Origin of the sequence: Bradyrhizobium sp. AUGA SZCCT0169, assembly GCF_018130085.1 — a bacterium.
GTDB lineage: Bacteria > Pseudomonadota > Alphaproteobacteria > Rhizobiales > Xanthobacteraceae > Bradyrhizobium.
This window is the reverse complement of sequence record NZ_JAFCMC010000015.1, coordinates 25,517-45,928: the sequence shown is the minus strand read 5'-3', so window position 1 is coordinate 45,928 and position 20,412 is coordinate 25,517. Positions and strand designations below refer to the sequence as shown.

General features: G+C 62.6%; 23 protein-coding genes. 9 read left to right on the top strand and 14 right to left on the bottom strand.

Annotation, left to right across the window (positions count from 1 at the left end; genetic code table 11):
• Positions 1-593 precede the first annotated feature (593 nt).
• Both JQ609_RS18615 and JQ609_RS18610 read left to right on the top strand, forming a co-directional pair.
• On the top strand, positions 594-1,061 hold the full coding sequence (locus tag JQ609_RS18615; protein ID WP_212274468.1) for a hypothetical protein: 468 nt from the start codon (positions 594-596) through the stop codon (positions 1,059-1,061).
• 150 nt (positions 1,062-1,211) lie between these two features.
• Positions 1,212-3,461 carry an ATP-binding protein gene (locus JQ609_RS18610; RefSeq protein WP_212274467.1) on the top strand — a complete coding sequence of 750 codons (2,250 nt, stop codon included), beginning with the start codon at positions 1,212-1,214 and terminating at the stop codon, positions 3,459-3,461.
• 100 nt (positions 3,462-3,561) lie between these two features.
• On the opposite strand, the gene coaA is transcribed toward JQ609_RS18610, so the two are convergent.
• The 7 genes from coaA to hisB all read right to left on the bottom strand — a co-directional run bounded on the left by coaA (position 3,562) and on the right by hisB (position 8,368).
• Positions 3,562-4,518: a type I pantothenate kinase gene (gene coaA, locus JQ609_RS18605; RefSeq protein WP_192736144.1), complete on the bottom strand. Its 957-nt coding sequence runs from the start codon at positions 4,516-4,518 to the stop codon at positions 3,562-3,564.
• A 15-nt stretch (positions 4,519-4,533) separates the two neighbouring features.
• Positions 4,534-4,857: a phosphoribosyl-ATP diphosphatase gene (locus JQ609_RS18600; protein ID WP_192736143.1), complete on the bottom strand. Its 324-nt coding sequence runs from the start codon at positions 4,855-4,857 to the stop codon at positions 4,534-4,536.
• An 80-nt stretch (positions 4,858-4,937) separates the two neighbouring features.
• Positions 4,938-5,714 (bottom strand): imidazole glycerol phosphate synthase subunit HisF, encoded by a 777-nt coding sequence (gene hisF, locus JQ609_RS18595; protein WP_212207580.1) that lies wholly within the window; start codon positions 5,712-5,714, stop codon positions 4,938-4,940.
• Positions 5,715-5,724: 10 nt separating this feature from the next.
• Positions 5,725-6,474 (bottom strand): 1-(5-phosphoribosyl)-5-[(5-phosphoribosylamino)methylideneamino]imidazole-4-carboxamide isomerase, encoded by a 750-nt coding sequence (hisA, locus tag JQ609_RS18590; protein ID WP_212207581.1) that lies wholly within the window; start codon positions 6,472-6,474, stop codon positions 5,725-5,727.
• Complete coding sequence (hisH, locus tag JQ609_RS18585) at positions 6,462-7,112, bottom strand: imidazole glycerol phosphate synthase subunit HisH (protein WP_212274466.1); 651 nt, start codon at positions 7,110-7,112, stop codon at positions 6,462-6,464. Before hisH ends, hisA begins: the two co-directional genes overlap by 13 nt.
• Complete coding sequence (locus JQ609_RS18580) at positions 7,109-7,639, bottom strand: DUF2628 domain-containing protein (RefSeq protein WP_212274465.1); 531 nt, start codon at positions 7,637-7,639, stop codon at positions 7,109-7,111. Before JQ609_RS18580 ends, hisH begins: the two co-directional genes overlap by 4 nt.
• Positions 7,640-7,774: 135 nt before the next feature.
• A complete protein-coding gene (gene hisB, locus JQ609_RS18575; protein WP_212274464.1) occupies positions 7,775-8,368 on the bottom strand; it encodes an imidazoleglycerol-phosphate dehydratase HisB in 594 nt (197 codons plus the stop codon).
• Positions 8,369-8,547: 179 nt separating this feature from the next.
• On the opposite strand from hisB, the gene hslV reads away from it, so the two are divergent.
• The 5 genes from hslV (at position 8,548) to JQ609_RS18550 (ending at position 12,834) form a co-directional block, all read left to right on the top strand.
• Complete coding sequence (gene hslV / locus JQ609_RS18570) at positions 8,548-9,099, top strand: ATP-dependent protease subunit HslV (protein WP_212274463.1); 552 nt, start codon at positions 8,548-8,550, stop codon at positions 9,097-9,099.
• A gap of 15 nt (positions 9,100-9,114) precedes the next feature.
• Positions 9,115-9,597, top strand: coding sequence for a GNAT family N-acetyltransferase (locus JQ609_RS18565; RefSeq protein ID WP_212207586.1), 483 nt, complete (start codon positions 9,115-9,117; stop codon positions 9,595-9,597).
• A complete protein-coding gene (locus tag JQ609_RS18560) occupies positions 9,594-10,205 on the top strand; it encodes a DUF2585 domain-containing protein (protein WP_212274462.1) in 612 nt (203 codons plus the stop codon). Before JQ609_RS18565 ends, JQ609_RS18560 begins: the two co-directional genes overlap by 4 nt.
• A 41-nt stretch (positions 10,206-10,246) precedes the next feature.
• On the top strand, positions 10,247-11,548 hold the full coding sequence (gene hslU / locus JQ609_RS18555; RefSeq protein ID WP_212207588.1) for an ATP-dependent protease ATPase subunit HslU: 1,302 nt from the start codon (positions 10,247-10,249) through the stop codon (positions 11,546-11,548).
• A 161-nt stretch (positions 11,549-11,709) separates the two neighbouring features.
• Entirely contained in the window at positions 11,710-12,834 is a 1,125-nt protein-coding gene (locus JQ609_RS18550; protein ID WP_212274461.1) for a hypothetical protein, read from the top strand.
• Here the strand turns inward: JQ609_RS18550 and JQ609_RS18545 are convergent.
• The 3 genes from JQ609_RS18545 to JQ609_RS18535 form a co-directional block, all read right to left on the bottom strand.
• Positions 12,831-13,427: a Smr/MutS family protein gene (locus JQ609_RS18545; RefSeq protein WP_212274460.1), complete on the bottom strand. Its 597-nt coding sequence runs from the start codon at positions 13,425-13,427 to the stop codon at positions 12,831-12,833. The genes JQ609_RS18550 and JQ609_RS18545 overlap by 4 nt on opposite strands.
• Positions 13,424-14,797, bottom strand: a complete 1,374-nt coding sequence (locus tag JQ609_RS18540) for a murein transglycosylase A (protein ID WP_409411189.1) — start codon at positions 14,795-14,797, stop codon at positions 13,424-13,426. The genes JQ609_RS18545 and JQ609_RS18540 overlap by 4 nt, the downstream gene beginning before the upstream one ends.
• Positions 14,798-14,963: 166 nt before the next feature.
• Positions 14,964-15,668: a Tim44/TimA family putative adaptor protein gene (locus JQ609_RS18535; RefSeq protein WP_212207591.1), complete on the bottom strand. Its 705-nt coding sequence runs from the start codon at positions 15,666-15,668 to the stop codon at positions 14,964-14,966.
• 439 nt (positions 15,669-16,107) lie between these two features.
• Here JQ609_RS18535 and secB point away from each other — a divergent pair, with 439 nt between their 5' ends.
• Positions 16,108-16,596, top strand: coding sequence for a protein-export chaperone SecB (gene secB / locus JQ609_RS18530; RefSeq protein ID WP_212207592.1), 489 nt, complete (start codon positions 16,108-16,110; stop codon positions 16,594-16,596).
• 36 nt (positions 16,597-16,632) lie between these two features.
• On the opposite strand, the gene dnaQ is transcribed toward secB, so the two are convergent.
• The 4 genes from dnaQ to JQ609_RS18510 form a co-directional block, all read right to left on the bottom strand.
• Entirely contained in the window at positions 16,633-17,331 is a 699-nt protein-coding gene (gene dnaQ / locus JQ609_RS18525; RefSeq protein ID WP_212274458.1) for a DNA polymerase III subunit epsilon, read from the bottom strand.
• 32 nt (positions 17,332-17,363) lie between these two features.
• Complete coding sequence (gene coaE / locus JQ609_RS18520; protein ID WP_212274457.1) at positions 17,364-17,963, bottom strand: dephospho-CoA kinase; 600 nt, start codon at positions 17,961-17,963, stop codon at positions 17,364-17,366.
• Positions 17,964-17,985: 22 nt separating this feature from the next.
• On the bottom strand, positions 17,986-18,594 hold the full coding sequence (locus JQ609_RS18515) for a Maf family protein (RefSeq protein ID WP_212274456.1): 609 nt from the start codon (positions 18,592-18,594) through the stop codon (positions 17,986-17,988).
• A 73-nt stretch (positions 18,595-18,667) separates the two neighbouring features.
• Complete coding sequence (locus tag JQ609_RS18510) at positions 18,668-19,507, bottom strand: pyruvate, water dikinase regulatory protein (protein WP_212207596.1); 840 nt, start codon at positions 19,505-19,507, stop codon at positions 18,668-18,670.
• A 453-nt stretch (positions 19,508-19,960) separates the two neighbouring features.
• On the opposite strand from JQ609_RS18510, the gene hemJ reads away from it, so the two are divergent.
• Positions 19,961-20,407 (top strand): protoporphyrinogen oxidase HemJ, encoded by a 447-nt coding sequence (gene hemJ / locus JQ609_RS18505; protein ID WP_212274455.1) that lies wholly within the window; start codon positions 19,961-19,963, stop codon positions 20,405-20,407.
• The last annotated feature ends 5 nt before the right edge of the window (positions 20,408-20,412 follow it).

The following is a 20,412-nucleotide window of genomic DNA, read 5'->3' as shown; positions in this document are numbered from 1 at the left end:
GTCGGCCGTCGTCACGGACGTTGGGCGGGTTGCGGTGGACGCTGGGCTCACGTCTGACGATGGCGTGGATCGAGCGTACGGCAAAACCGTGTGGTCCTGGCACCCGTTGCTGGTGTCAAGCTGTCGGAGAAGCGCAAGCGGAAACGGCAGTGACGGAGTCAATCAAGAACTCGTCTCCGGGGAGAGCACGGCATAAGCCGTAAAGCCACTGCGCAGGGAATGTCGGATGTTCTCCGCTGCCCTGTATGCTCGTGTGCGCATTTTTCTGTGCAAATTGCACACGGGACCGCGGGTGCAGCGCACATCCGGCATTCCCTGCGCCCTCTTAATTCTGGGGGCGGAACGAATTTACAAAGCTCGGGCGCAATGCGTCGCGAGATCGCGAACACATATTCAGTTGTCATCACCCGCGCATGCGGGTGATCCAGTATCCCAGAGACGACGATGATTGAACCGATAAGCCGCGGCGTACTGGGTCCCCCGCTTTCGCGGAGGACGACACCGCGCCTCATAAACCCCGTAGTAACGAGTTTTCTTTACCCTCTGCCAACCATAAGCTCCCTGTCGCGGGCTTGTGCTGAGTGGGTAGTGTCATGTTGCGTTTCAAGGTTCTGGCCTCGGTGGTTCCGCTGGCCGTCGTCGCCCTGTTCGCCCGCGGCGAGTTTTCGACCGGTCCGCGCCCCTGCATCGAGATTGCGGGCGCTTCGGTCCAGATCGCGGCGCTGTCCTGGCAGGCCGAACGTCACGTCAGTTTCACTCATGATCCCGGCCGCGCCACCGTCCGCGTCCAGATCTCCGACAGCGCGGAAGCGGCGGACTTTACCGTCATTGACGACGTCGACAGCACCGAGCGTGGGGCCTGCGAAAGCCATTCGCCGCCGCAGCTGGTCGCGATTTCCAGTTCGCCGTCGCCGTCCAAACCCGTCGTCTATCTCTCGACGGAGGGACCCGCCGATTACCGCATCTTCGTGCGCTCGAAGAGCTTTTCGGTGCGCGATGCCGCCGCTCTCATCGTCAGCGCCCGCGGCGCACAGCCTCGCGTCGTGGCCGCCTCGCTGTGAGTTAACACTTCATCAACCCTGTTCTTATCGCACCCGCGAAAGGCAGCCAGCCTCAAGCACTTTTCAAGATCGGCGACGCATCGTCTCTCGGGACGCACCGGGCGAATCGAGCCGCCTCAATTCGAGCAAACAATCTCAGGGTAACTGACGATGGGGCGGACTTACCGGATCAAACTATACTTCCGCCGCTTTGGCCGCCGGTATCCCTGGGTCAGCTTCACCCTCCGCTCGTTCATCGTCTTTTCCGCCACCTTTGGCGGCGCCTACGGCTTCATTACCGCAAGCCGCTCGGAAATATCCGGCTACAATCCGCACACCTTTGCGATCGGCATCAGTTTCCTGTTCGCGATCGCCTGCGTCGCCCTGGCCGCCCAGAGCGCCCGGTTTCGCTTCCTGCGCAAGAAGATGCACAAGGTCGCCCTGCACAATGAAGCGATGGCGGACCGCAACTGGGAACTGCAGGAGGCCGAGCAGCGCACCCGCCGCCTGTTCGAATCGCAGGGCGATTTGATCATCCTGCGCGACACCGACGGCCGCATCACCTTCGTCAACGATGCCTATTGCGAACTGGCGCAAGCGCCGCGCGAGGCCCTGATCAGCAGCACCGCCACGCTCGAAATTCTGGAACAGGGCGACAGCGTGCTGGAGTGGAACGGGACGCGTATCCATGACCAGAAGATCGCCGGTCCCGAGGGGCCACGATGGATCGCCTGGCGTGAAGCGCTGGTGCGCAACGATGCCGGCGGGCCTTCCGAAATGCAGAGCGTCGGCCGCGACGTCACCAACCGCACCGAGAGCGAGCGCGCGCTGGCCGAGGCCCGCGATCAGGCCGATGCCGCCAGCCGCGCCAAGTCGCGCTTCCTCGCCATGGCGAGCCACGAGATCCGCACGCCGCTGAACGGCATCATCGGCATGAGCGGGCTGCTGCTGGATACGCCGCTGACGCCGGAACAGACCACCTACGTCAAGGCGGTGAAGACCTCCGGCGACGCGCTGCTGTCGCTGATCGAGGAGCTGCTGGACTATTCCAAGATCGAGGCCGGCAAGATCGACCTCGAACATCGCGCCTTCGCGCTGCCAGAGCTGATCGAGGGCATTACCGAATTGCTGGCGCCGCGCGCGCAGGCCCGCAAGCTCGAGATCGCCGCCTATATCGACGAGCGCCTGCCGATGGAAGTGGTCGGCGATGCGGCGCGGCTGCGCCAGCTGCTGCTCAATCTCGCCGGCAACGCCATCAAGTTCACCGCGACCGGCGGCGTCGCGTTAATTGTCGAGCCCGGCATCCGTCCGGGTGAAGTCAGTTTTGTGTTGCGCGACACCGGCATCGGCATCGCGCCCGAGGCGCAGGAGCGCATCTTCCGCGAATTCGAGCAGGCCGACGACCGCATCGCGCGCAGCTATGGCGGCACCGGATTGGGCCTCAGCATCAGCGATCGCATCGTCAAGCGGATGGGCGGCCGCATCACGCTGGAGAGCAAGCCCGGCACTGGTTCGACGTTCGAGGTGACGATCCCGCTGCCGGCCTCCGATTCCGGCACGCCCAAGACGTTTGCCGCACCCGACCTGACCGGGCAGTCGATCATGCTGGTGTCGCCGCAAAGCATCGAGGCCTCGTTGACCGCGCGGCGGCTGCAGCGCTGGGGCGGCCAGACCTGCATGGTTTCCGACGCCGACGTCGCCGAGGCGCTGCTGCCGGAGCGGCTCTGGCACGCCATCCTGATCGATCACGCGCTCGGCACCAAAGCCATCGAAGCGTTCGGCGAGGCCGCACGGCTGCACGCCACCCAGCGCATCGTGATGTTCACGCCGGCCACGCGGCAGGAACTGCAACCATCCGCGGCATCCCCCTTCACCGGTTATCTGGTCAAGCCGCTCCGCGCCGCCTCGCTCGCGGCGCGCCTGACGGCGACGGCGGAAATCTCGGCGCCCAGCGTCGTCAGCGATGCGATGACGGGCCTCGACGAGCCTGCCCCGACGCCGGCGCCGGCGAGCAAGGGCCTTTCGATCCTGGTCGCGGAAGACAATGAGATCAACGCGCTGTTGATGCGCTCCTTGCTGAGCCGGCTGGGGCACCAGGCCGTCATCACCACCAATGGCGAAGAGGCGCTGGAATCCTGGCTGTCGGCCAAGTCAGCCGGCGCGGGCTATGATCTGGTGCTGATGGACATCCAGATGCCGCAGCTCAACGGCATCGAAACCACCAAGCGGATGCGCACGCTGGAATCCGGCCTGCCCGGCCGCCGGACGCCGATCCTGGCGCTGACCGCCAACACGCTGGTGGAAGATCGTTACGCCTGTTTTGAAGCCGGGATGGACGGTTTCCTGATCAAGCCGCTCGACCGCGAGAAACTGGCGGAGGCGATCGCAGGGCTGGCAGCGTCGCGGCACATCGCGGCGTGACATCAATCGTAGGATGGGTTGAGCTCTTCGCGAAACCCATCAATGACTGGCGACGACGCTGATGGGTTTCGCAAGGGCTCAACCCATCCTACGAAGCTGGCTACAGCCGCCGCAGCGCCACCGTCTCGACGACGTGATCGGCGCCCTTCTTGAGAATCAGCGTCGCGCGCGGCCGGGTCGGCAAGATGTTGTCTTCGAGATTGGCAAGGTTGGTACGTTCCCAGATCGCCAGCGCCGTTGCCGTCGCCTCCTCGTCGGAGAGCGGCGCGTAACGATGGAAGTAGGACCGCGGATCGGTAAACGCCGTGTCGCGCAGCGCGAGGAAGCGCCGCACATACCATTGGCGCAGCACCGCTTCGTCGGCGTCGATATAAACCGAGAAGTCGAAAAAGTCGGAGACCACAGGAACCGCCTTGCCGTCGCGCGGCAGCCGGCCGGTCTGCAGCACGTTGACGCCCTCGACGATCAGGATGTCGGGGCGGTCGACCTCGATCCACTGGTTGGGAACGATGTCGTAGGTCAAATGCGAATAGACCGGCGCGCGCACCGGCCGCCGGCCGGCCTTGATGTCGCTCAGGAACGACAGCAGCATCGGCAGGTCGTAGCTCTCGGGAAAGCCCTTCTTCTGCATCAGGCCCTGCCGCTCGAGCACGGCGTTCGGAAACAGAAAGCCGTCGGTCGTCACCATTTCGACCTTGGGCCGCGGCGACCAGCGCGCCAAGAGCGCCTGCAGCACGCGCGCGGTGGTGGATTTGCCGACCGCCACGGAGCCGGCAACGCCGATGATATAGGGCACCTTGCGGTCGCGGATGCCGAGGAACTGACGCTGCGCCTGGTAGAGCCGCAAGGTCGCATCGACATAGATCGACAGCAGGCGCGACAGCGGCAGGAAGATGTCCTCGACCTCCTGCAAATCGAGGCGGTCGTGCAGCGAACGCAGCCGTTCGAACTCGCCCGGCTCCAGCGTCATCGGCGTGTCGTCGCGCAATCGCGCCCACTGCTCGCGGGTGAAGATCCGGTAGGGGTTGTATTGCTGGTCCGTCGCCCGAATATCCATGGCGTCGCCTCTTGCTCAATCGCGCTTGCGCGCGGCTTTTTCTTCCAGCCCGGACTGGTTGGTACGTTGCCCGAGCGCGGTCTCGACTTCTTCCAGCGTCACGCCGCGCGCTTTGAGCAGCACCAGCAGATGAAACAGCAAATCGGCGCTTTCGGCGATCAGGTGGTCGCGATCGTTCTCGACCGCGGCGATCACGGTCTCGACCGCTTCCTCGCCCAGCTTCTTGGCGCAGTGCTCCGCGCCCTTGTCGAGCAACTTGCGGGTGTAGGACGCCTCTCCCCCCGATGCGGCCCGGGCATCGATGGTGGCGGCCAGATCATGAATGGTGAAACGTGGCATCGACTGAACTCAACAATTGCGCCGGCTGAAGGCCCGCGCCATCCCGATCACGGACTTAGCACTTTTGTGACGGGGAGTCGTCAGGGATCGAGCCGCATCGGCAGCCCGGCCCGCACCATGTGCTCCTTGGCTTGGCGAATGGTAAATTCGCCGAAGTGGAATATCGAGGCCGCCAGCACCGCGGTGGCGTGGCCCTGGCGGATGCCGTCCACGAGGTGGTCGAGATTGCCGACGCCGCCGGACGCAATTACCGGTACGGGAACACTGTCGGCGATGGCCTGTGTCAGCGGCAGGTCGAAGCCCTGCCTTGTGCCGTCCCGGTCCATCGAGGTCAGCAGGATTTCGCCGGCGCCGAGCGAGACCACTTCCTGGGCGTATTCGATGGCGTCGATCCCGGTCGAATTGCGCCCGCCATGGGTGAAAATCTCCCAGCGGTCCGAGCCGCCGGCGCGTTTGACCCGCTTGGCGTCGATCGCGACCACGATGCACTGCTCGCCGAACTTTTCAGCCCCCTGCTTGACGAATTCACGGTTGGAGACCGCCGCGCTGTTGATCGAGACCTTGTCGGCGCCGGATCGCAGCAGCGTCTTGATGTCGTCAATCGTCCGCACCCCGCCGCCGACCGTCAGCGGCATGAAGCAGGCTTCCGCCGTCCGCCTGACAACGTCGAGCATGGTGCCGCGGTTCTCGTGGGTGGCGGTGATGTCGAGGAAGCAGAGCTCGTCGGCGCCGGCGGCGTCATACGCAATCGCCGCTTCCACGGGATCGCCGGCGTCGCGCAGATCGACGAAGTTGACGCCCTTGACCACGCGGCCGTCCTTGACGTCGAGGCAGGGGATCACGCGGACCTTGAACATCGTAGTCTCCCTACGCCGCGCTGCGCGCGTTGCGGATCAGCGCCAATGCGGCTGCGGGATCGAGCCGGCCGTCATAGAGCGCACGGCCGGCAATCGCGCCCGCCAGCTTTTTGGCGCGCGGCTCCAGCAGCGCCTTGACGTCCTCGATGGAAGCAAAGCCGCCGGAGGCGATGACGGGAATCGAGATGCTCTCGGCCAGCGCAATCGTTGCGTCGAGGTTGAGGCCCTTGAGCAGACCGTCGCGCGCGATGTCCGTAAAGATGATCGCGGCGACGCCGGCGTCCTCGAACCGTTGCGCGATTTCGAGCACGGTCACCTGCGAGGTCTCGGCCCAGCCTTCGACCGCGACCTTGCCGTCGCGGGCGTCGAGACCGACCGCGACGCGGCCGGGGAATTTCTTCGCGGCGCTCTTCACCAGTTCCGGGTCGCGCACCGCGGCGGTGCCGATGATTACCCGCGCAATGCCCTTGTCGAGCCAGGCCTCGATCGTCTTGAGGTCGCGAATGCCGCCGCCGAGTTGCACCGGCATCGTGACCGCCTTCAGCATGCCTTCGACGGCGAGCGCGTTCATCGGCTTGCCGGCAAAGGCGCCGTCGAGATCGACGACATGCAGATATTCAAAGCCCTGATCGGCAAAGGCGCGCGCCTGCGCTGCGGGATCGAGGTTGAACACGGTCGCCCGCGCCATGTCGCCCTGTTCGAGGCGCACGCACTGGCCGTTTTTCAAATCGACAGCGGGAAAAAGGATCACGGCTTCCATTTCAAAAAGTTCGAGATCAGACCCAGCCCGAAACGCTGGCTCTTTTCCGGGTGGAATTGCGTACCGATCGCGGTGTCCTTGCCGACCATCGCCGTTACCGGCCCGCCATACTCGGCGCGCAGCAGCACATCCGCTTCATGCGAGGCGTTGAGGTGATAGGAGTGCACGAAATAGGCGTGGCGGCCCTTCGGCCCGAGCGGCAGGCGCTCCAGCACCGGGTGCTCGCGCACCATGTCGAGCGTATTCCAGCCCATGTGCGGAATTTTCAGGTTCTCTTCGCGCGGCGTTATCTTTTCGACGTCGCCCGCGATCCAGTTGAAGCCGTCGGTGGTGACATGCTCCTTGCCGCGCGTCGCCATCAGCTGCATGCCGACGCAGATGCCGAAGAACGGCCGCGCCTTGGAACGCACGGCTTCCGTCATTGCCTCGAGCATGCCGTCGACGGCATCGAGGCCCCTGCGGCAATCGGCGAAGGCACCGACGCCGGGCAACACGATGCGATCGGCGCGGAATACCGCTTCGGGATCGCGCGTCACCATGATCTTCGGCGAATTTTCCATGCTGCGCGCGGCGCGCTCGAACGCTTTGGCCGCCGAGTGCAGATTGCCCGAGCCGTAATCGATGATCGCAACGCTCATCGCAATCCTCCCGGCTCGGGAAACAGGCCGATGATGCCGCCTTGCGGCATCGGCGGCGGTTTTGAAAATGGCTGGCCCGGAATGTTGCGGGTCGGCGGCGGTCCGCCGCGCTCAACCGCCCATTGGTCGTTGGTGAGACCGCGCTGCCTTGCGGTCCAGCGATTGAAGAAGCGCTGCTCGGCGGCTTCCTCGTCATCGGCCACCACGATATCGAGCTGCCGCCATTTGCGCCGCGAGAACGTCCAGCGCCGCAGGCTGGCCGCTTCAAAGCCCATCAGAACCGCAACCAGGAAATTGGCGAACAGGATGGTACCACCGCCGGCGCCAAGCGCCCTCAGGCCGAATGCAATCGCAACTGTCAGCGCGATCCAGCCGATCAGCGCCAGCCACAGACGATGCCAGACAAGCCACGGCAGGCTCGCCACCGCGGCCCAGAAATGGAAGCCGTCGCGGACGAAAATAAACCTGTCGGTCGACGCCAGATCGGCGCCGCCATTGACCGGGGCATGCACTGTATAGACCGGCATCGTCACTCTCCGCCGCGAACCAGATCGAGCTGATTGGTCAGTCCGATCAGCCTTTTAGTTCAAGCATGGACCGTTTCGGGGAAACCGGTGCCCACTTTCGCCAGCGGGGCCCCGGGTCCAGATCATGGTCCAAAATCAGCCGCCGAGCTGACCCTTGGTGGATGGCACTTCGCCTGCGGTTTTTGGGTCGATGGCAACCGCCGTCCGAAGCGCCCGGGCCAAACCCTTGAAGCAGGATTCGGCGATATGATGGCTGTTCTCGCCATATATGGTTTCGACGTGCAAAGTCACGCCGGCGTTGGTCGTGAACGCGTTGAACCATTCGCGAACCAGCTCGGTGTCGAATTCGCCGATCTTGTCGCGCGGAAAATCGGCCTTGAACACCAGCACCGGCCGGCCCGAAATGTCGATCACGACGCGCGTCAGCGTCTCATCCATCGGCATGTGGATCGAGGCATAGCGGGTGATCCCGGCCATGGTGCCGAGCGCCTGCTTGACGGCCTGACCCAGCGCGATGCCGACGTCCTCGGTGGTGTGGTGATGGTCGACATGGAGATCGCCATCCGCCTTGACTGCGATGTCGATGCGCGAATGCCGGGCCAGGAGGTCGAGCATATGGTCGAAGAAGCCGATACCGGTCGAAACCTTGGACACGCCCGTGCCATCGAGGTTTACCGCCACCTCGATGTCGGTCTCCTTGGTCTTGCGCTTGATGGTCGCTGTGCGCATGAAATGTGCTTCCCTTTGCCTCTTCCCGGCCGAAAACGCGGCCCTTTTAACAGGCCGAAGTCGCCTTCGCCACTGCGGGATCGTGCTTAAAAGGCTCAACTTCCCCCTATAGTGACCAAATCCGGCCGATTGTAACGGTGCGCTCGAACCCCTAAATCTGGTCGGACACGAGGTATTCCATGCAAGTATCCCCCAACGAGCCGTCGGTCTGGCACGGCACCACCATTTTAACGGTCCGCAAGGGCGGCAAGGTGGTGATCGGCGGCGACGGCCAGGTCTCGATCGGCCAGACCGTGATCAAATCCAACGCCAAGAAGGTCCGCAAACTCGGCAAGGGCGACGTTATCGGCGGCTTTGCCGGCGCCACCGCTGATGCTTTCACCCTGTTCGAGCGGCTGGAGAGCAAGCTGGAGCAGTATCCGGGTCAATTGACCCGCGCCGCGGTCGAACTCGCCAAGGACTGGCGCACCGACCGCTATCTGCGCCGCCTGGAAGCGATGATGATCGTCGCCGACAAGGACGTCTCGCTGGTGCTGACCGGCACTGGCGACGTGCTGGAGCCGGAGGCCGGCGTGATGGCGATCGGCTCAGGCGGCAATTATGCGCTGGCCGCCGCCCGTGCGCTGATTGATACCGACAAGGATGCCGAGGCCATCGTTCGCCGCGGGCTGGATATTGCCGCCGATATCTGCGTCTACACCAACCGCAACGTGACGATCGAGACCCTTTAGGGAGAGTGGCCGGTCATGGCTCCGCCTTATGTCTTCCGCCCGATGACCACGGCCGATCTGCCGCTGATTCAGCGTTGGCTTCTGGAACCCCATGTCGCCGAATGGTGGCATGATCCCGAGACCTTCGAGTTCGTCAGTGGCGACCTGGATCATCCTGATGTGGCGCAATTCATCGTGACGCTGGATGGCCAGCCGTTCGGCTATCTGCAATGCTATCGAATGAGCGACTGGGATAGCGGCTTTGGTCAGCAGCCGTTCGGCACACGTGGGATCGACCAGTTTATCGGCGAAGCCGATATGATGGGGCGGGGCCACGGGTCTGCATTCATCAGCGCCTTCATTGAAGGGCTGCTGAGGAATGACACGCCTCGCGTCGTGCTCGATCCCAAGCCAACGAATGGTCGCGCCATACGGGCCTATGAGAAGGCGGGTTTCGTTAGAGATCGCTTGGTCGATACCCCCGACGGCGAGGCTCTGCTGATGGTCCGCAACCTATGACTACAGACAGCGCCGCCGCACGGCCTCCCTTCGCCAACAGTGTTACGGCCGGGCGCTGGCTGTTGATGGCCGCCGTCATCCTGGTGCTGCAAGCCTTGATCCTCTATGCGATGGGCCGCCTGCCGATCTGCGCCTGCGGCTACGTCAAACTCTGGCACGGCGTGGTGCAGAGCTCGGAAAATTCGCAGCACATCGCCGACTGGTACACGCTGTCGCATATCCTGCACGGCTTCCTGTTTTATGGCGCGGCCCATCTCGTGTTTCCGCGGCTGGCCTGGCCCGGCCGGCTGATCCTCGCGATGCTGGTCGAGGGCGCCTGGGAACTGGTCGAGAATTCAAATTTGATCATCGACCGCTATCGTGCCGCCACCATCTCGCTGGATTATTACGGCGACACCATCGTCAATTCGATCTCCGACAGTTTCGCCATGATCGGCGGCTTCCTGCTGGCGAAAAAACTCCCGGTCGCGGCCACCGTGGCGCTGGCCCTGGTGTTCGAAATCGTGTTGGCGCTGCACATTCGGGACAATCTGGCGCTGAACATCATCATGCTGCTCTACCCCGTTGAAGCGATAAAGCAGTGGCAGGCCGGCCCGCCGATTATCTAGGCCGCCTTGCCGTGAACGAAATTTCACCCTAGCTAAAGCCAATGACCGACTTTTCCCCCCGTGAAATCGTATCCGAACTCGACCGCTTCATCGTCGGCCAGGCCGACGCCAAGCGCGCCGTCTCGATTGCGCTGCGCAACCGCTGGCGGCGGCTGCAGCTCACCGGCAATCTGCGCGAGGAGGTGCTGCCGAAAAACATCCTGATGATCGGGCCAACCGGCGTCGGCAAGACCGAGATCGCGCGACGGCTGGCGAAATTGGCCGGCGCCCCCTTCATCAAGGTCGAAGCCACGAAGTTTACCGAGGTCGGTTATGTCGGCCGCGACGTCGAGCAGATCATCCGTGATCTCGTCGAGGTCGCGATCTCCCAGACCCGCGAGCGCAAACGCAAAGACGTGCAGGCCCGCGCCCAACTCGCGGCCGAGGAGCGCGTGCTCGACGCACTGGTCGGGCCGGCTTCCAGTCCCGCCACCCGCGATTCCTTCCGCAAGAAGCTGCGCGCCGGCGAACTCAACGACAAGGAAATCGAGATCGAGACGTCGTCGTCCGGCGGCATGCCGATGTTCGAAATCCCGGGCATGCCCGGCGCCCAGCTGGGTGCGATTTCGATCGGCGATATCTTCGGCAAGATGGGCGGACGGACCAAGACCCGCCGCCTGACGGTCGAAAACTCGCACGAGACGCTCGTGAACGAAGAATCCGACAAACTGCTCGACAGCGACCAGCTGGTGCTGGAAGCGATCAACGCGGTCGAGAACAACGGCATCGTGTTCCTCGACGAGATCGACAAGATCTGCGTGCGCGACGGCCGCACCGGCGGCGATGTCTCGCGCGAAGGCGTGCAGCGCGACCTGCTACCGCTGATCGAAGGCACCACCGTCTCGACCAAGCACGGCGCGGTTAAAACCGACCATATCCTGTTCATCGCGTCCGGCGCGTTCCATATCGCAAAACCGTCAGACCTGTTGCCCGAGTTGCAGGGCCGGTTGCCGATCCGTGTCGAGCTGGAAGCGCTGACGCGCGACGACATGCGCCGCATCCTGACCGAGCCGGAGGCGTCGCTGATCAAGCAATATATCGCGCTGATGCAGACCGAAGGCGTCACGCTCGACATCACCGACGGGGCGATCGACGCGCTGGCGGATGTCGCGGTCGCCGTCAACTCCACCGTGGAGAATATCGGCGCGCGGCGCCTGCAGACGGTGATGGAGCGCGTGCTCGACGAGATTTCCTTTGCCGCCCCGGACCGCCACGGCGAGACCATCAAGGTCGATGCCGACTACGTGCAGAAGCACGTCGGCGATCTCGCCAAGAACGCGGATTTGAGCCGGTTTATTTTGTAGTATCAAAGATTGTCGTCCCGGCCTTGAGCCGGGACCCATAACCCCGGTCGTCTATTGTTGAAGCAAGCCATCTACCATCGTGCCAGACAATCACGGCCGCTGCATATGGGTCCCCCGATGCGCACTGCGCATCTGAGCTCAAGGCCGGGACGACGATGAAGATGAATTTGCGTCTTTGGGAAAACCTCTGGCGCTTGATGATTGCCGTCAATGTCGCCGTGTTCTTCGGGGTGTTCCTGCACAAGATCGCGCTGCCGCCCTTCGTTCCCTACATTCATCTGCTGGTCGACTATCATTTCGGCTTCACCAAGCGCGCGCTGATCGGCGCGATCGTGGCGCTGTTCGCCTCAAAGGTGCCGGTGTGGCTGGTGTTCGCGATCAGTGGAGCGGTCTGGCTCATCACGGCGGGCCTGTTCGTGCGACTGTTCAGGCGGACGTTCGGTTTCGACGACGCGCATCTGCCGTTGTTCGTGTTCATGGTAGGCTCACCGTTCTTCCTGAAGAATTTCATGCACACGCTCGGGCATTTCGACATCTACGGATGCCTGTTTGCGATCTGCCTCTTACTGATTCCGGCGCGCTCGCTGTTCTATGTGCTGCTCGCCACGCTATGCTCGATGATCCTCGTGCTGATTCACCATATTCATCTCCTGATGTATGTGCCGACCATCGCGGCCATCGTGGTGCTGCGTTATTATCTGGTGCAGGGAGTGAGCCGCACCGGCGCGATCGCGGGCTTCGCCGCGCTTGCCGCCACCGGCATCCTTTTCTTCGCCGCGCAGTTCTATGGAACGATGGCGGTGTCCGAAGCAGATTTCGTCGCTTATCTAAAGGGCCGGATGGCCGATCCCAGCCGCAGTAACCTGCTGAGCTTTGCCTATATCTGGTACCAGCCGCTGTCGACGGAGGTTGCCGACACCTGGCAACGCCTACCGCACAACCTGCTCGGCTTTCCGATCTTCGCGCTGCTGATCTGGCTGCACACGCCGCTATGGCGATATTTTGCAGACCTGATCGCTGCACTATCCGTCGAACGCCATCGCCACATCGTCAAGGCCGTGATCGCCGTCATCAGCCTCTTCTATCTCGTGATGTTTGCGATGGTGTTCGATTATTCGCGCTGGATTTCGAACTGGGCGGTGTGCCTGTTCCTGCTCCTGCACGCGGTAAAGGCCCTGCCCGCCTCGCGCGAGGTGACGCCGATATCGACCGATGATCGGAAGACCATGGTCTTCGGCTGGATCGTCACGCTGATCCCGCGCGTCGGGATCGTACGGCCGTTCTAGCGAACCCTTCGTACCCGCACATACAGCGCGCCCTCGCCGCCGTGGCCGATATGGGCCTCCTCGAAGCCGACCACCAGCGAGCGGAATTCCGGCAAACCCAACCATTGCGGCACCTGACGGCGCAACACGCCGCGCTCGGCCTCTGAGCCGCCCACTTTGCCCTTGCCGGTGATGATGAGCACGAAGGTGAGGCCATCGCTGTGTGCGCGCTGCAGGAAGGTAAGCAGCACGCGGTGCGCGCGGATCTGCGTCATGCCGTGCAAATCGAGCCGGGCGTCTATCTCTTTCCGGCCACGCGAAAGCTGTGAGCGTTCACGGCGTCCGATCGGCGCCAGCGGTGGCGGCTCCGGCCGGGACGGAGGAATGATTCGTGGCGAAGGCGTCGCCTTTGGTGACGCAACAGGCTTGGCAGCGGCACTGGCTTCCGCCTCCGGCGATGCGGCCGGCGGCTTCACGGTGCGGTGCCGCTTGCGCAGCGGCTTGACCTGCTTGGCCACGCTTTCCCACAGCGCACGCTCCTCTTCGCTGAGGCTGCGCTTGCGCCGCGGCGGCATTGGTATTTCGGGGATCGAGCTCGACGTCCGGCGTTTCATTGACGGTGGTGGCGGAAACGGCGGATGTGGCGGTGCCGCGGTTCGGAAACCGGTTTGACATCGGGCCGGGCCGCCGGCAACGGCACCGGTTTTACCACGGCGGCCTGCGCGGCGGATGTGGGTGCGGTCGCGGGCGGCGTTGCAGCGGGAGTGGCGGGAGCAGCGTTCTTGGGATCCTTCAGTGGATCAACCTGCGGAAACAGCTTTGCGATTTTCTCCGACGGCCGTTCGTCCGGCACCGGCAGCTTGCGGCCCCGCGCGGAGGGATCGAGGCTCTTCGGCAACAGCATGACAAAACGCATAGGATGGCGGAAGCGGCCTGCCACCTTGCCGGCATCGGCTCCGGCGCCGAGATAGAGATCGGCACGGGCCGGCCCGACGATCGCAGAGCCCGTGTCCTGCGCGATCATCAGCCGGCGAAACGGCGTCTTGGACGTTTCGGTGTCGATCGGCAACTCGCCCTCGATGAAGAATGGCGTGCCGTAGACATGCAGCGCCTTATCAACCGCGATCGAGCGACCCGGCGTCAGCGGCACACCCTGGGCGCCGACCGCTTCGTCCTTGTCGGAGAGGTTTACCTCGCGGAAGAACACGTAGGACCGGTTCTGGCGTCGCAATTCGTTGGCGCCATCGGGGTTTGCCGTCATCCACTCCCGGATCTTCTGCATCGACATCTGATCCCTGGGGATGATGTTGCGTTCGATCAGGATGCGGCCGACCGGGGTATAGGGATAACCATTATGCGCATCGTAATTGATGCGAACGGTCGAGCCATCATCGAGGCTGACCCGCGCCGACCCCTGGATCTGCGAGAACAGCAGATCGGTCTGGTCCTTCAGAAAGCAGATCTCGAGGCCACGGCCCTCGATCGCTCCGTCCTCGATCTCGGCGCGATCGTAATAGGGCACCAGCTTGCGGCGGCCAATCTTGCGAAACACCTTGCCCCCGTTGGGCAAACCGACCGAGCTCTGCGTGACGCCGCGAACGAACAGATTGGACGGCCGGCGATAGACCGGCACTTTGTAGACCTCGTTCTCCGTCCGCGAGCCGTCGACGATGGGCTCGTAATAGCCGGTGACAAAGCCCTCGGGCTCGCCGAGCCGCGATATCCGCAAGGGCAGAAAATGCTCCTCGAAGAACGCTTTCGCCCTGGCGCCGTCGGTTAGCTCAAGGCCCCTGGCGACGCGGCAGGGATCGCGCAGCGAGGTACCAATTGCTTTCGGTTCGGATGGTGGTTTGGTTTGCGCTGCTATCGGCTTGCAGCTGTCGCGAAAGGTCTTGTAGGCGGCGAGATGATCGTCTTCGCGCCAGCCGGTGATGTCGGACCAGGCGACCGGCGCATATTGGGTGTTGGTGATCTGGAACGGCAAATCCAGCTGCGGATAAGGAAGCTGACGCTCGGATACCGGATGCGGTGGCGGATGAGAATGCGACCGCATCCGACGCGCGGCAGATGCGTCCAGGGGAGCCAGTGACAACGCGATAGCGATCGCAGCCAGCGCCAACCTTGCAAGAGACCTTACAAGGCTGTGCTCGCTAGCTGGCGCTTCCGGTGCCAACCAACTTCCAGTTCGGATCGCGGGAACTCGTGTCGCGGGCAAATGTCCAGACATCGGTGATATCGGCGACCTTATCCGGCGTTCCATCGACAATGGCACCGGTCTTGTCGCGGGTGACCGAGATCATCTGCGACACGAACCGCACCGTCAGCTGCGCCGCCTTGTCGCGGGCTTCCGCACCCACCAGTTCGGCCTTGTCGATCGAAACAAACCGCGTTTCGGTTTTCTGCTCGTGCTTCTCGCGATCCTTGATCACCGCGTCGAAACTCTCATAGACCTCGCTCGACAACAGATCCTTGAGCGCGCGGCGGTCGCCATTGGCAAATGCCAGCACGATCATCTCGTAGGCGCTGCGGGCACCGGAGAGGAAGTGACGGGGATCGAATGAGGAATCCTGCGCGACAAGCGCGTCGAGGCCTTGCGCCAGCGGCGTGCCGGCTTCCGCAATGCCCTTCCAGCGGTCAGTCGCCGGCGCAACGTCCGCGGCCGGCGCCAACGGCGTCTGATCGATCACGGCACCGGGCATCGGCACGACGTTGTTGTCCTGCGTACGCTGCACCACGTTCGGCGCGGCGCGATCATAGGGCGGCCGTTCGCTCCCGGTGCGCTGTCCGAGGACGCTGCGCAGGCGCAGGAAGATGAAGACGGCCAGCGCCAGGAAGATGATAGTGTAAATATCCACGTCGTATTCGCTTTCTGGTTCTAACGCCGGCAACGGGTCCGGCGGTCGAGGGTTCCCTCATGACCCCGGGAACGGCAGAGATTACATCTTCAATCGAGACTGCAGCATGTAGGCATGAAACTTTGCCCGGCCAATGGCGCGTTTTGGCGCGGGTGAATTGTAGCGCGTTTTGGCCGCGAGGGGAAATCCGATCATTTCCGGAAATCACGCATATTCAATTATTTAGGATGACCCCAAAGGGGCTCGCTGGGAGGCCGGCCGCGCGCTATTAGCCATATCTGTCACAAATGGCGGTTGGCCGGACCCGCCTTCAGCCCGTCGTCCTTGTGGAATAAGGCGGGGCTATGATAGCCACTCGCCCGGCAAAGGCATTTCCGCCCGCCGAGCGAATTCAGACAGAAACCCGGGCTCCGCTCGCCAGCGTTTTTAGGAGAGTTTCATGACCAACGGTAACGGCGCGCCCGCAGAGCAGGCCCCTGCCCAGCTCAACGTATTGGCGCAGTATACCAAGGACCTGTCGTTCGAGAATCCGAACGCCCCAGGATCGCTGGCGCCTCAGCAGCAGCAGCCGGCCATCAATATCCAGATCAATGTCGGCGCCAATAATCTCTCCGAGAGCGAGTTCGAGGTGACGCTTTCGATCGAGGGCAAGGCGGAAAATGCCGGCAAGCTCATGTTTTCGTTCGACCTCGCCTATGCGGGGGTGTTCCGCATCGTCAATGTGCCGAAGGAAAACCTGCACCCGCTGGTCATGATCGAATGCCCGCGGCTGTTGTTCCCGTTTGCGCGCGAAATCATTGCCACCTCGGTGCGGGACGGCGGGTTCCCCCCGCTAATGCTCGATCCCGTCGATTTCGTCGGCCTGTATCGCCAGAACATGGAGCGGCAGGCGGCAGAGCAGGCCGCCTCGGGCGCAAAGCCCAGCTAACAGGGGCGCTCAGCGGCTAAACGCCGCTGCAGCGTTTCAAGCAGCTCCCAGAAACTCGTTCCAGATCGCCTTGTCGCCCAGCGTGGCGACAAAGGCCCGGTGCGCCTCGCGGTCAGCATCGGTGATTCGGGGTGCGAGCGGCGTCTCGCGCTGCCGGCGCGGCATATCGCCGGTCCGCTCCGCCCGCGACTCGCGGGTCTCCGAGGCCAGGATCAGCTGCGACTGGCGTGCTCCGATCAGGTCGATATAGACCTCGGCCAGCAGTTCGGCGTCTAGCAGAGCCCCGTGCTTGGTACGGCGGGAATTGTCGATCGAATAACGCGAGCAGAGATCGTCGAGCCGATTCGAGACGCCCGGATGCTTGCGGCGCGCCAGCAGCAGCGTATCGACCAGCCGGTCGCGCGAAATCACCTGTCGCTTGATGCGGTCGAGTTCGGCATTGATGAAGGAGATGTCGAACGACGCGTTGTGGATCACCAGCGGCGCATCGGCGATGAATTCCAGGAACTCCTCGACCACTTCCGTGAACAGCGGCTTGGTGGACAGGAACTCGGCGGAAAGTCCGTGCACCGCGAATGCTTCGGCCGGCATGTCGCGCTCGGGATTGATGTAGCGGTGAAACGTTTGCCCTGTTGGCATGCGGTTGTAGATTTCGATGCAGCCGATCTCGACCAGCCGGTCGCCGCGCAGCGGATCAAGCCCGGTAGTTTCGGTATCGAGAACGATTTCACGCATGGATTTACTTCAGGGCCCGGAAAGTCAGCGAATCAGGTCCGCCGCTGCGGCATCTTAACAACCTCGGCCAGAATGTCCCTGATACGGGCGCGCACGGGGTCGAGACCATCCGAAGTATCCACCACGAAATCGGCGCGCTTGCGCTTTTCGGCGTCCGGTAGCTGCCGCGCCAGAATGGCGTCGAACCGCGCCTCGTCCATCGTGCCCCGCGCCAACACGCGCTGGCGCTGGATTTCGGGCGTGGTCGTGACCACCACGACCGCATCGACGCGCTTCTCGCCGCCAGTCTCATACAGCAGCGGGATATCCAACAGCACCACCGGCTTGCCCGCCGCTTCCGCATCTTCAAAGAATTTTTTTCGCGACGCGCCGAGCATCGGATGAACGATCTGCTCGAGCTGCTTCATGGCGGCGGGATTGTGCACCACCTGGGCGGAGAGCCGCGCCCGATCCACCTTGCCGTCGACTGTGGTGCCGGCAAACGCCGCTTCGATCGCGGGCGCAGCCTCACCCTCATAGATTTTGTGGACCTCGGCATCGGCGTCGTAAACGGGAACCCCCGCCTCCGCGAACAATTTTGCGGTGGTGGATTTTCCCATTCCAATCGAGCCGGTCAGTCCAAGGATCAGCATTCAGGTCGCCATTGTTTGAAACTCAGACGCCAAGCAACCGCTCGCTGCGCAAAAATGCGAACAGCGGCAGCAGCGGCAGGCCGAGGATGGTAAAATGATCGCCTTCGATGCGCTCGAACAAATGCACCCCGAGCCCTTCCAGCTGATAGGCGCCGACGCTGGTCGTCACCGCTTGTCCGGCCTGGTCCAGATAGGCCTCGATCTCGCCCTTGCTGAGAGATCGCATGATCATGTGTGCAACACTAACATGTGCGGACAATATCTTACCGTCACGGGCAACAGCAAATGCCGAATGCAATTCGTGGCGCTTGCCTGCGAGCAAACCCAGTTGCTCCGTAGCTGCGGCACGCCCGGCGGGCTTGCTGAACAACCGGTCCCCAAGCGCCAGCGTTTGGTCGGCGCCAACGACGTAGCGGTCGGGTTTTTGCTGCGAGACCCACAGCGCCTTTTCCCGCGCCAGCAGTTTTGCGATTTCACCGGGCGCCGTTAGCCCGGAGCCCTTCTGCACGGCGCGCTCATCGATATCGGCCGGAACAGCTTCAAAGGCGATGCCGGCGTTGGCCAGCAGCATCTGTCGCGCGCGGCTCTGCGAAGCCAGGACTAGCGGGTCTTTTCCAAGCCAGATGCTCATAGCCGTTGATCGTTGTTTTGACGCGTTTTCTTGACGCGAACCGGGGTCCACTTCGCTGGAACACGCTCTGGTTTCATTCCGGAAGCCGTTGCCGCTGCCGGTCGGTGAAAAGTTTCAAGATTGCGGCCGCGGTTTCCTCGATTGACCGCCGCGTCACATCGAGCTGCGCCCAGCCGAACTTGGCACTGAGCCGCCGTGCGTACGCCACTTCATCGGTGACGGATTGGCGATCGATATAATCGTCGTTGCCGGAATCCGCGCCCATGCTCAGGAGCCGGTTTTGCCGAACCTGAATCAGGCGCTCCGGCGTTGCATGGAGGCTGACCACCAGCGGCTTCTTCAGCGTTTCCAGCTGATGCGGCGCCGGAATGCCCGGCACCAGCGGGACATTCGCGGTGCGGATGCCGCGGTTGGCGAGATAGATCGAGGTCGGTGTCTTTGACGTACGGGATACGCCGACCAATACGATATCGGCGTCTTCGAGGCCTTCCACATGCTGGCCGTCGTCATGGATCATCGTGTAGTTCAGCGCGTCGATGCGCTTGAAATATTCGGCATTGAGCACGTGCTGGGCGCCGACGCGCCCCGTGGTGGCCGCACCGAGATAGGCTTCGAACAATTGCATTACCGGCCCGATGATCGACAGGCTCGGGATGTTGATGTCCTTGCACTTGGTCTCGAGCCGGCCAACCAGATCCTTTTCCAGCAGCGTGAAAAGCACGATGCCCGGCGCCTCCTCGATCTCATCGAGCACACGGTCGAGCTGCTTTTGGCTGCGCACCAAGGGATAGACATGTTCGACCGCAGTGACGTTGGCGTACTGCGCGGCGACCGCGCGCGCCACGGTGATCAGCGTCTCGCCGGTCGAATCGGAGACCAGATGAAGGTGAAAATAATTGCCGGTCGTGGGCACCAAAACCCCTGTGTATTCTGTGAATCCCTGTGGACCTTATCCCAGAGATTTGGCCCTGGATCGTCCTCTCGGGGATAACCCGGCTTTTTCTACACAGGGCTCCCAAAAGGATAAGTCAGATCCCTGATCCGAACGATAGTGAGAATATGTGGATTTGTCTCTGCATAAGCTGCCGATAAGTTGGCGCAAGCGCTTGATGCAAGGGGCGTTATTTGAACGATCCAATTCTCTTGCGGAAAGGGTGATGGATGTGAACAAGCCGGGAGAACTACGGGACGGTTTGTTGTGAGTCCAATTCACCGCTACTTAGACTCAAACCTAAGATTCTAAAAATATTAGTTTAGAGAAGCGGTGCATGAGGATATGTCTCCGTCCCACGCTGGCGGAAGCTTTTCAGGCAATGCTGAGAGCGTCTGAACGTTCCAAGCGGCGATGAGGACGAGGCGACGCACGATGTACGAATGGATCACGATCACGGCCTACCCGTGGATCAAGGCACTGCATGTGATTGCGGTCATCTCCTGGATGGCCGGCATGCTCTACCTGCCGCGGCTGTTCGTCTATCATTGCGAGGCCGAGGTCGGATCGAAGCAATCCGAGATTTTCAAGGTGATGGAACGCCGGCTGCTGAAGGCGATCATCAATCCGGCGATGATGATCACCTGGCTGGCCGGGCTGTATCTGGCCTGGAGCGGGCATTGGTACATGTCCGGCTGGTTTCACGCCAAGTTCGCGCTGGTGATCGTGCTGTCGGGCGTCCACGGCTTTTTTTCGCGCTGGGTGAAGGATTTCGCCGCCGACAGGAATGCGCGAAGCCAGAAATTCTATCGTATTATCAATGAGGTACCGACTGTTCTGATGGTCGGGATCGTTATTCTGGTCGTGGTCAAGCCGTTCTAGGCGGC